This is a genomic window from Agathobacter ruminis (genome assembly GCF_002735305.1).
In the GTDB taxonomy this organism is placed as follows: Bacteria; Bacillota; Clostridia; order Lachnospirales; family Lachnospiraceae; genus Roseburia; species Roseburia ruminis.
On the sequence record NZ_PDYG01000134.1, the window covers coordinates 176,429 to 186,483 of the forward strand.

Annotated in this window: 11 protein-coding genes, 2 tRNA genes and 1 riboswitch; of the genes, 12 read left to right on the top strand and 1 reads right to left on the bottom strand. The window is 45.7% G+C overall.

Translation table 11 applies throughout. The features are described from left to right. Window positions 1–21 precede the first annotated feature (21 nt). Complete coding sequence (locus tag CSX02_RS12935; RefSeq protein WP_051637806.1) at window positions 22–363, bottom strand: CD225/dispanin family protein; 342 nt, start codon at window positions 361–363, stop codon at window positions 22–24. Between the two features lie 137 nt (window positions 364–500). Between CSX02_RS12935 and CSX02_RS12940 the strand changes: the two genes are divergently transcribed. The 12 genes from CSX02_RS12940 to CSX02_RS12995 all read left to right on the top strand — a co-directional run bounded on the left by CSX02_RS12940 (window position 501) and on the right by CSX02_RS12995 (window position 9,768). Beyond that, window positions 501–2,798 (top strand): Tex family protein, encoded by a 2,298-nt coding sequence (locus tag CSX02_RS12940; protein WP_081826642.1) that lies wholly within the window; start codon window positions 501–503, stop codon window positions 2,796–2,798. Between the two features lie 62 nt (window positions 2,799–2,860). After that, window positions 2,861–3,003, top strand: a riboswitch (FMN riboswitch). 97 nt (window positions 3,004–3,100) lie between these two features. Further along, complete coding sequence (locus CSX02_RS12945) at window positions 3,101–3,700, top strand: ECF transporter S component (RefSeq protein WP_031542340.1); 600 nt, start codon at window positions 3,101–3,103, stop codon at window positions 3,698–3,700. Window positions 3,701–4,028: 328 nt separating this feature from the next. Next, a complete protein-coding gene (locus CSX02_RS12950; RefSeq protein WP_099386973.1) occupies window positions 4,029–4,526 on the top strand; it encodes a YcxB family protein in 498 nt (165 codons plus the stop codon). 17 nt (window positions 4,527–4,543) lie between these two features. Further along, window positions 4,544–4,981, top strand: a complete 438-nt coding sequence (gene tsaE, locus CSX02_RS12955; RefSeq protein WP_099386974.1) for a tRNA (adenosine(37)-N6)-threonylcarbamoyltransferase complex ATPase subunit type 1 TsaE — start codon at window positions 4,544–4,546, stop codon at window positions 4,979–4,981. 2 nt (window positions 4,982–4,983) lie between these two features. After that, the gene (gene tsaB, locus CSX02_RS12960; RefSeq protein WP_099386975.1) at window positions 4,984–5,697 is read left to right on the top strand and encodes a tRNA (adenosine(37)-N6)-threonylcarbamoyltransferase complex dimerization subunit type 1 TsaB; all 714 of its coding nucleotides are present in this window, start codon (window positions 4,984–4,986) and stop codon (window positions 5,695–5,697) included. Then, window positions 5,694–6,146 carry a ribosomal protein S18-alanine N-acetyltransferase gene (rimI, locus tag CSX02_RS12965; protein WP_099386976.1) on the top strand — a complete coding sequence of 151 codons (453 nt, stop codon included), beginning with the start codon at window positions 5,694–5,696 and terminating at the stop codon, window positions 6,144–6,146. Before tsaB ends, rimI begins: the two co-directional genes overlap by 4 nt. Continuing rightward, complete coding sequence (locus CSX02_RS12970; protein ID WP_099386977.1) at window positions 6,140–7,051, top strand: ribonuclease Z; 912 nt, start codon at window positions 6,140–6,142, stop codon at window positions 7,049–7,051. The genes rimI and CSX02_RS12970 overlap by 7 nt, the downstream gene beginning before the upstream one ends. A 3-nt stretch (window positions 7,052–7,054) precedes the next feature. Next, window positions 7,055–7,642 (top strand): DUF6715 family protein, encoded by a 588-nt coding sequence (locus tag CSX02_RS12975; protein WP_099386978.1) that lies wholly within the window; start codon window positions 7,055–7,057, stop codon window positions 7,640–7,642. A gap of 5 nt (window positions 7,643–7,647) precedes the next feature. Then, the gene (gene tsaD / locus CSX02_RS12980; RefSeq protein WP_031542324.1) at window positions 7,648–8,670 is read left to right on the top strand and encodes a tRNA (adenosine(37)-N6)-threonylcarbamoyltransferase complex transferase subunit TsaD; all 1,023 of its coding nucleotides are present in this window, start codon (window positions 7,648–7,650) and stop codon (window positions 8,668–8,670) included. A 25-nt stretch (window positions 8,671–8,695) separates the two neighbouring features. Continuing rightward, entirely contained in the window at window positions 8,696–9,388 is a 693-nt protein-coding gene (gene ispD, locus CSX02_RS12985; RefSeq protein ID WP_099386979.1) for a 2-C-methyl-D-erythritol 4-phosphate cytidylyltransferase, read from the top strand. Window positions 9,389–9,504: 116 nt separating this feature from the next. Further along, window positions 9,505–9,590: transfer RNA gene (locus tag CSX02_RS12990), tRNA-Ser, on the top strand. An 88-nt stretch (window positions 9,591–9,678) separates the two neighbouring features. Further along, window positions 9,679–9,768, top strand: a tRNA-Ser gene (locus CSX02_RS12995). Window positions 9,769–10,055: the final 287 nt, after the last annotated feature.

The window sequence follows — 10,055 nt, forward strand, 5'->3', positions numbered from 1 at the left end:
CACCCTCCTTTTTTCGGTCTGTTACAGACCAAGCAGAGTTTGTAATTCTTCGTATGACATTCCACTGTATGGGGCATATGCTTTGATTATTTCATCGAGCGTACCGTATTTGTGGAATGCGTAGTAAATTGCATATCCGTAAATACCGATGGTTGCTGCAATCCCAATCAGACCAAGTGCCAATGCAATTTTGGCCCGCTCACTGAAACGGCGACTGCCGCCGCGTGACAGCGATGCAAAAATAATGGCAAGTGACCCGGCCGGAAGCGAGAAATAACAGAAAGTGCAGCTGAGGATGGAAATGATTCCAAGGATAAATGCTGCGCGCTCCATCGTCGAGGAATGAGTAATTTGATTGTCCATGAGGACCTCCTGGTATTGATTTATTATATTCTATCACGAATTGAGTTTGTTTTGCAATCAGAGGTGAAATTAGGTATACTTATGTGAATGAGAATTATTATGAAATCGAAAGTAAGAAAGGAATTTTGAAAAACAGCATGGATATCATTGCAAAGATTTCGGAAGAATTAAATATCAAAAAATCACAGACCGAAGCAGCGGTTAAACTGATTGATGAAGGAAATACCATTCCCTTCATTGCCCGTTATCGTAAAGAAGTGACCGGAGCGCTCAACGATGAGCAGTTGCGTGACCTGTTTGAACGACTGACTTATCTGCGCAACCTCGAGGACCGCAAGGCAACCGTCCTGGCCAGCATCGAAGAGCAGCAGAAGTTGACACCGGAGCTGAAGGCACAGATTGAGGCTGCAGAGACACTCGTCGCTGTGGAGGATTTGTATCGCCCATATAAACAAAAACGTCGTACCCGTGCAATCATTGCAAAAGAAAAAGGACTCGAACCGCTCGCAGAATTGATTATGAAGCAGGAAGAGATTGCATTACTTGAAGAGGCTGCTGCCTTTGTGGATGAGGAAAAAGATGTTAAGACGGCGGAGGATGCAATCGCAGGCGCAATGGATATCATTGCGGAGCAGATTTCCGACAACGCAGAATTCCGTACCAGAATCCGTGAAATGACGACCAAATCCGGCAAGGTGAAATCCACCGCAAAGGATGAAAAGGCTGAGAGCGTCTATGAGATGTACTATGAATATGAGGAACCGGTGACAAAGGTGGCCGGTCATCGTACGCTTGCGTTAAATCGCGGAGAGAAGGAAAAAGTTCTCACAATTAACGTGGAGGCTCCGGAAGAGGAGATCCTGCGTTATCTTGAGAAGCAAATCATTACCAATGACACGGCAGAGACAGCGGAAGTATTAAAAAATACCATCAAGGATGCATATGACCGCCTGATTGCTCCTGCCATCGAGCGCGAAATCCGCAGTGAGCTGACGGAGACTGCAGAGGATGGCGCTATTAAAGTGTTCGGCAAAAATCTTGAGCAGCTTCTGATGGCACCTCCGATTGCCGGACAGGTGGTATTGGGATGGGATCCTGCATTCCGTACCGGCTGCAAGATTGCAGTGGTTGATGAGACCGGAAAGGTGCTTGATACCACAGTTATTTATCCGACCGCACCGCAAAATCGTGTGGAAGAGGCAAAGGTTGTCATCAAAAAGCTGATTGACAAATATCACGTAACCTTGATTTCCCTCGGAAACGGGACTGCTTCGCGCGAATCGGAGCAGATCATTGTCGAAATTTTAAAAGAGATTCCGGTGCCGGTACAGTATGTCATCGTCAATGAGGCCGGGGCATCCGTATATTCGGCAAGCAAGCTTGCAACAGAAGAATTCCCGAATTTTGACGTGGGACAAAGAAGTGCGACTTCCATGGCGCGTCGTCTTCAGGATCCGCTTGCAGAACTTGTAAAGATTGACCCGAAGTCCATTGGTGTCGGCCAGTATCAGCATGATATGAACCAGAAGAAACTCTCCGATGCACTCGAAGGTGTCGTTGAGGATTGCGTAAACAAGGTTGGTGTGGATTTGAATACCGCTTCAGCTTCATTGTTGGAATATATTTCCGGAATTTCCAAGCCGATTGCAAAAAATATTGTTACCTATCGTGAAGAAAACGGTAAATTTACTTCCCGCAAGGAACTCTTAAAAGTTGCAAAGCTCGGACCAAAAGCATTTGAACAGTGTGCCGGCTTCATGCGCATCACAGAGGGCAAGAATCCGCTTGATGCAACAGGTGTGCATCCGGAATCTTATCAGGCGACAGAGACTTTATTGGATAAGCTGGGATACAGCATGGAAGATGTGAAAAACCGCAATGTGGCAGGCATTTCCAAAAAGGTATCCGACTATGTGAAGCTCGCAGAGGAACTTGGCATTGGTGAGCTTACTTTACAGGATATCGTGAAAGAACTTGAAAAGCCGGCGCGTGATCCGCGTGAAGATATGCCAAAACCGATTTTGCGCAGCGATGTTCTTGATATGGAGGACCTGACCCCGGGAATGGAATTAAAGGGAACCGTTCGAAATGTGATTGACTTCGGAGTCTTTGTCGACATCGGTGTACACCAGGACGGGCTGGTACACATTTCCGAAATCTGTACCAAATTTATCAAGCATCCGCTTGAAGCAGTCAGTGTAGGCGATGTGGTCAATGTCAAAGTGCTTGATTGCGATGTCAAGAAGGCACGTATTGCATTGACAATGAAGGGACTGAATCCGGAGATTGATGCCCGCATCAAGACAACAGCGCCGACTGAAGGACGTCCGCACAAGAAGCCGCAAAAGAAGCAGCAGAAGCGTTCTGATGCGATTGATGTCAGCGCTTTGATGGCAAAGATGGGCGGCAACCATGAGCGCAGAAACCGCAAATAAATATTGACACAGATGATTGACAACATCATGATCTGTGATAAAATAACCATGAATAAAATAAGACGATTCTTCGGGGCAGGGTGCGCGCAAGCAATTCCCGACCGACGGTGATAATGCATGATGCATTTTAGTCCGTGAACCACATTGTGGCTGATCCGGTGCGAATCCGGGACCGACAGTATAGTCTGGATGAGAGAAGAAGCATACACATGTTTTTGTGTGAGCAGACAATGATCAGGCCTCGGATGATTCCGTGGCCTGTTTTTTGTTCCGGGAGGAATCGGTCAAAAAGGAGAATTATTATGACGAAAAACAAACTTTTTTCTGCCCGCTATGTAGCCGGCACTGCAATGTTGACAGCAATTGCATTCATTTTGATGTATCTGGAATTTCCGATTCCGATTATGCCTTCATTTTTGAAACTTGATTTTTCTGATTTGCCGGCAGTAATCGGCGCGTTTGCGTATGGACCGCTTGCAGGTGTCCTGATTGAATTTTTAAAGAACCTGATTCACCTGCCATTTACCAACACGGTCGGCATCGGAGAGATTTCCAATTTCGTGCTCGGTGCGGTATTTGCATTTACCGTGGGTATGATCTACAAACATAAAAAGACCAAAGGCGGTGCATTGATTGCAGGTCTGTGTGGCGCGGTTGCCATGGCGCTGATTTCGGTGCCGGTCAATTTCTTTGCGGTTTATCCGCTGTATTATTCCGTATTGCAGTATCCGGAGGAAGCCGTGCTTGGTATGTATCAGGCCATTCTTCCATCCATGAAATCCATTTTGCAATGCCTCTTTGTATTTAATCTGCCATTTACACTAGTAAAGGGATTGATTTCGGTTGTCATTACGATGTTAATCTACAAACCTTTGTCTCCATTGCTTCATGGTCGCCGATAGTTCCTCTTCACAGTCTGTTTTATGAGAAACAGCCTCAGCCCATAAACCCGCTAAACCCTTCACGATTTTGCGAATATTTTAGGTTCTCAATATGCAAAAGGCGAGCATTACTCATGTGTCTTTTGATGAATGAACCATTTTGAAAAAGGTTTATGTAGTGGCGGACACTTAATTTATTGATATTATGTGCGGGTTTATGGGTTGAGGCTGTCTGGCAATATTACAAACTGTGAATGGGAACCCCGGCTTTCTGATGGGTGGAGCCGGGTCTTTTCTTTATCCACAAAATATAGTATAATTAAGCCAAATGTGAAAGGATAATTAGTATATGTCTGCAGAATTTTCCGTGCAATTGACAGCGAAAGATTTGTTTCGTTTTAATATGAGAAGTACCTATACAACTTTACAGGGACCGATTTCCATAATCATTGCGATTTTGTTTGCGGTATCCGGAGTTGTTTCTGCCATGAATGGCAATTATCAGTATATGGCATTGTATTTTGCAATGGCAATCTTGTTTGTCGCTTATATTCCGTGTACACTATGGTTTCGCTCCAAGAAGACCATCGAAAAAAATGAAGTCCTCTCAGGTGTGTTGAATTACCGAATCAATGAGGATGGAATTGAGGTGATCAGCGGAGAGGAAACCGGTTCTCTTCCATGGGAATATGTATTTAAGATGGTATCCAACAAACAGTATTTGTTGATTTACAGCAATCGGATTCATGCATATATCATTCCGCGCGCACAGATGAAGGAGCATTACGAGACAGTTAAGGCAATCGCATCCGAAAAACTTGAAAAATATCGTGTGAGAATGAAATAGAAAGCGAAGAGGCAATTATGAGCACAGTCATTTATGAAACCAATTCTCCGGAAGAGACGCATGCGCTCGGCAAACAGATCGGTGAAGCTGCAAAAGCCGGAGAACTGTATACATTGACCGGCGATTTGGGCGTTGGCAAAACTGTTTTCACACAGGGCGTGGCAGAAGGACTTGGCATCGAGGAGCCAATCAACAGTCCGACTTTTACCATTGTTCAGGTATACGAAGATGGCCGTTTGCCCTTCTATCATTTTGATGTTTACCGCATCGGAGACATTGACGAGATGGATGAAATCGGCTATGAGGATTATTTTTACGGTGATGGCGTCAGCATCGTGGAATGGGCGGAATTAATCGAGGAACTTCTGCCGCAGGAGCGAACCGACATTATCATTGAAAAGGATTTGGAGAAGGGATTTGATTATCGCAGGATAACCGTAATCTCGCATGAATAAGCATGAAAATATTGGCAATAGAAGCCTCCGGACAGGTGGCATCGGTCGCAATTGCGCACGATGACAAAGTCCTTGGAGAATACAGCATCAATTACAAAAAAACACATTCAGAGACACTTCTTCCGATGATTGACGAAGTGGTGCGAATGACGGAAACAGAATTGGAATCCATCGATGCGATTGCAGTATCGAAGGGCCCGGGCTCTTTTACCGGACTGCGCATCGGATCGGCAACCGCAAAGGGACTTGGCCTTGCATTGGACAAGCCGATTATTCCGGTGCCGACTGTTGACGGGATGGCTTATCGGCTTTGGGGCAATCCGTCATTGATTTGTCCACTGATGGATGCCAGACGGCGCCAGGTTTATACCGGATTGTATGCATTTGAAGGTGATCAGCTGATTGTCAAACACGAGCAGTGTCTGGCTATCATCGACGATTTGATTGCCCGTTTAAATGAACTGCAGCAGCCGGTTGTCTTCATGGGTGATGCGTCTGTGACATATGAAGCATTCATCCGTGAGAACGCACAGTTTCCGGTATCATTTGCGCCGGCTGCACTGCGCGAACAGTCTGCGGCTGCCATTGCAATGCTGGGCAAAAAAATGATGGAGCACGGAATCACAGAGACCGCGCGCGAGCACAAGCCGGATTATCTGCGTGCTTCACAGGCAGAGCGTGAGCTCGGAAATAAAGCAAAGGATTTTCGGATATGAGTCAGGTGTGTATCACATATGCAACCGGAGATGATTTGGAGGCAATGGCTGCCATTGAGAGCAGACTGTTTTCGCGTCCATGGAAAGTAGAACATTTCCGGGAAGCGTTTGCACGGGACTATGCGACACTCCTGGTGGCAAAGGCGGAGCAGACGGTATGCGGCTATGTCTGTATGTATTGTTCCGCGGATGAAGGTGAGATTACCAATGTGGCAGTTGATCCGGCATTTCGCCGTATGGGAATCGGAACGGAATTGATGAATGCCGCGCAGCTTGAAGCGCGCGAAAAGCATTTGCAGCAATTGATTCTGGAAGTTCGCATTTCCAATGAGCATGCTATTTCTCTCTATAATAAAATGGGGTTTGTCAATTGTGGGGTTCGAAAAAATTTTTATGCTGAGCCGGTTGAAGATGCCGCATTAATGGTATGGGAGAGTAAAGAATGTTAGATGTATGTCTTTTAGGAACGGCAGGAATGATGCCGACACCGCGCAGATGGCTGACCGCCCTGATGCTTCGATATAACGGGAGCCAGCTTTTGATTGACTGTGGCGAAGGTACACAGATTGCAATGAAAGAAGCCGGTGTGAATTTTAAACCGATTGATATTCTGCTGATTACGCATTTTCATGCAGATCATGTCAGTGGATTACCGGGATTGTTATTGACGATGGGCAATGCGGAGCGCACGGAGCCGCTTACGATTATCGGACCGGCGGGACTCAACCGTGTGGTATCGGCATTACGTACTATTGCGCCGGAGTTGCCTTTTGATTTAAAATGTATAGAGATTACAGAACCGGATGCGGATTTTGAAATCAACGGATATCATATTCATGCATTTCGTGTCAAACATAATGTCATTTGCTACGGTTATTCCGTAGAGATTAAGCGCGCAGGCCGCTTCATGGTAGAGCGCGCAAAAGAACTGGAAATTCCGCTTCGCTGCTGGAACCTGTTGCAAAAAGGACAGAAAGTCATCTGCGATGGAGTGGAATATACACCGGATATGGTGATGGGCGCACCGCGAAAGGGAATTAAGCTTACTTATTGTACGGATTCCAGACCGGTGGATGCAATTGCCGAAAATGCAAAAGGATCCGATTTATTTATTTGTGAAGGAATGTACGCAGAGCCGGATAAATTAAAGAAGGCCAAGCAATATAAACATATGACATTCTATGAAGCTGCGGAACTGGCGAAGGCTGCCGGTGTCGGAGAAATGTGGCTGACGCATTTCTCACCGTCGCTTGTCAGAGCAGAAGATTACATGCCAAAGGTGCGTGAAATCTTCCCGAATGCGCATTTGGGAAAAGACGGAAAGTCAACAACCATCCAATTTATTGAGGAGTAACAAATGAAAAAGACCGGCATTGTTGTGGCGGCGATTCTCATTGTTGCAGTTCTTGTTGGTGGATTCTATTTCACGGTCAAACGAAGCAGAGTGCCGAGCAAGTCTCAGCAGCAGGCATTGACGGAAGTGGAAAAAATCAATACCAAGGATCTGGAGCGGGATTATCCATCCACACCACGCGAGGTTGTAAAATTTTACAATCGAATCATAACTGCATATTATTTTGAAAAAATCTCGGACGAAGAATTAAAGAAGATGACCTCACAGGCATATGCTCTGTTCGATGCACAATTGCAGGGAAACAATCCGAGTGAGATTTATCTGCAATCGGTCAAGGCAGAAATTGCTGAATACAAATCTGCATCCAAAACCATTTCTCATGCAGATGTATGTGACAGCAATGATGTGCGTTATCTGACGGATGGGGATGATAAGATTGCCTATGTAAAGGCCTCTTATTTTATGAAAGAGGGTAGTGACTTCAGCCGCACCCATGAAATGTACATTCTGCGCAAGGACGCAGATGGATTTTGGCGAATCCTCGGATATTATCAAATAGAAGCAGCGGACAATGCGTCCGGAAATGAGTAAATAACATGGAAAAAGAAATTAAAATATTAGCAATCGAGAGCTCTTGCGATGAGACTGCAGCAGCTGTCGTAGTTAACGGGAGGGATCTGCGGTCGAACGTGATTTCCTCCCAAATTGATTTGCACACCCTGTATGGAGGCGTAGTGCCGGAAATCGCATCGCGAAAACATATCGAAAAAATCAACCAGGTCATTGAGCAGGCGCTCAAAGAAGCGGATATGACACTCGATGATATTGATGCCATTGGAGTCACCTACGGACCGGGCTTGATTGGTGCACTGCTGGTTGGCGTGGCAGAGGCGAAAGCGCTTGCCTATGCACGCAATCTCCCGCTTGTGCCGGTACATCATATCGAAGGCCATATCAGTGCCAATTATATCGAAAATCCGGATCTAGAACCGCCGTTTTTATGTCTGGTGGTATCGGGTGGACATACACATTTGGTGCGTGTTCTCGATTATGGCAAATACGAAATCCTCGGTCGTACGCGTGATGATGCGGCCGGAGAAGCGTTTGACAAAGTCGCGCGCGCAATCGGACTGGGTTATCCGGGTGGACCGAAAATTGAAAAAGTCTCACACGAGGGAAATCCGGATGCAATTGCATTTCCGCGTGCAAAAGTCGGAGATGATGTCTATGATTTCAGCTTTAGTGGTCTGAAGTCGGCGGTATTGAATTATCTGAACGGATGCCGTATGAAAGGAATTGAAATTGTGCAGGCAGATGTGGCTGCATCTTTCCAGAAGGCGGTTACTGATGTGCTGGTGGATCACGCGATGCATGCAGTAGAAGAGTATCATGCCGATAAATTTGCAATCGCAGGTGGTGTGGCATCCAACGGTGTCATTCGTGCTGCCATCGAGGAGGCATGCAAAGCACGCGGCGTGAAATTTTATCGCCCATCCCCAATTCTGTGTACGGACAATGCTGCGATGATTGGTGCGGCAGCATATTATGATTTTCTTGCAGGCAAGCGCGCCGGTATGGATTTGAATGCAGTTGCGAATCTGAAACTGGGAGAATCCTGACGCGCGATACGATAAGGAGACACGCATGAAAAGCGTTGCAATTGTACTTTCGGCCGGGGTCGGCCGCAGGATGGGAGCTGATATTCCAAAACAATATCTGATGCTTGGGGATTATCCTGTCATTTATTACTGCTTAAACGCATTTGAACAAAGTCCGGTCGATGAGGTGATTCTCGTCTGCGCAGAATCGGATATCGATTATTGTCGGACGCAAATCATTAACAAATATCAATTTCAAAAAGTAAAGGCCATTGTATCCGGTGGAGCCGAGCGGTATGATTCGGTTTATCGAGGGCTTCAGGAGGTTTCGGAAGACACGGATTATGTCCTGATTCATGATGGGGCGCGTCCAATGCTGACTGTCGATCTGATTCGACGGCTTTTAACACAGGTAGAAAAGGAAAAGGCCTGTGTTCCTGCCGTTCCTGCAACGGATACCATCAAAGTCAGCGATGAACAGGGATATGCGGTTGATACACCGGATCGCAAAACACTCTGGATGGTGCAGACACCACAGGTCTTTTCCTGTGATATTGTAAAAACAGCATACGAGCAGATTTATCAGAAGCCGTCGCCTATACCGATTACAGATGATGCAATGGTGGTAGAAACCTATACAAACAACCGGGTGAAGCTGGTGATGGGCGATTATTCGAATCGCAAAATCACGACTCCGGAAGATCTGGCAATCGCAAATTATTTGCTGAAAATCCAGTAATAAAAGGGCTTCTCAAAAAAAGTGGTCAAAACATGAAAAAAAAATCAAAAATTAGTTGACACACACATGCTTTGATGCTAGAATAAATTTCGCGCTGAAGAACAGCGCAAACAATTGCAGAGGTATCGAAGTGGTCATAACGAGGCGGTCTTGAAAACCGTTTGTCCGAGAGGGCACGTGGGTTCGAATCCCACCCTCTGCGTTTCACAAGCAAATATCGAAGTAATTCGAGCAGCTACTTCTCCGGTTTGGGGAAGTAATTTTTTGCCACCGATGTGATAATCGTGTAAGCAGAAGTACCCAAGCTGGCCGAAGGGACACCCCTGGAAAGGGTGCAGGTCGTTAATAGCGGCGCGAGGGTTCAAATCCCTCCTTCTGCGTTCCTTACGAGTAAAAAGTTTTTAAAAATTTTTTAAAAAAATTCTTAAAAACATTTGACAACTTCAAAAAAATGTTGTATTATTTGTAAGCTGTCCGTTGCGAGTGAAACACCAACGAACAAACAACAGAACCTTGATAACTGAACAGTGAATAACCTTGAAAGATTTGAAAAACTCGAGAAGAATTTTTAAGATTTTGAAAAGATTTGAGCTTCTGCTTGCAGAAATGCGAAAAGATTTTCAAAAGCTTGTATTCGGCGAGAGCCGAACATCGAGCGAACTTGTTC